Source organism: Eikenella sp. HMSC061C02, from assembly GCF_001809035.1.
GTDB lineage: Bacteria > Pseudomonadota > Gammaproteobacteria > Burkholderiales > Neisseriaceae > Eikenella > Eikenella corrodens.
In genome coordinates, this window is the sequence record NZ_KV795522.1 from 1 (window position 1) to 306 (window position 306).

The 306-nt window shown below is 48.0% G+C and carries 1 pseudogene; it reads left to right on the top strand.

Annotation, left to right across the window (positions count from 1 at the left end):
* Positions 1–50: 50 nt before the first annotated feature.
* A pseudogene (locus tag HMPREF2541_RS01890) lies at positions 51–306 on the top strand (IS1595 family transposase); the annotation flags it as partial.

Consider the following 306-nt stretch of genomic DNA (forward strand, 5'->3'; position numbering starts at 1 on the left):
GGGGCTGTCCTAGATAACCAGGAATATTCAAAATTGATTAAAATATTCCTATGAGAAAAAGTCGCCTCAGCCAGCCCGTTCAAAACAAACTGATCGAATTGTTCGTTGCAGGAGCAACCGCCCGTACTGCCGCCGAATTGGCCGGAGTCAATAAAAACACCGCTGCCTACTACTTTCACCGTTTACGCTTGCTTATCTTTCATCATTGCGAACACTTGGAAATGTTTGATGGCGAAGTAGAAGCAGATGAAAGCTATTTTGGCGGCTGCCGCAAAGGCAAACGCGGTCGCGGAGCAGCCGGCAAAG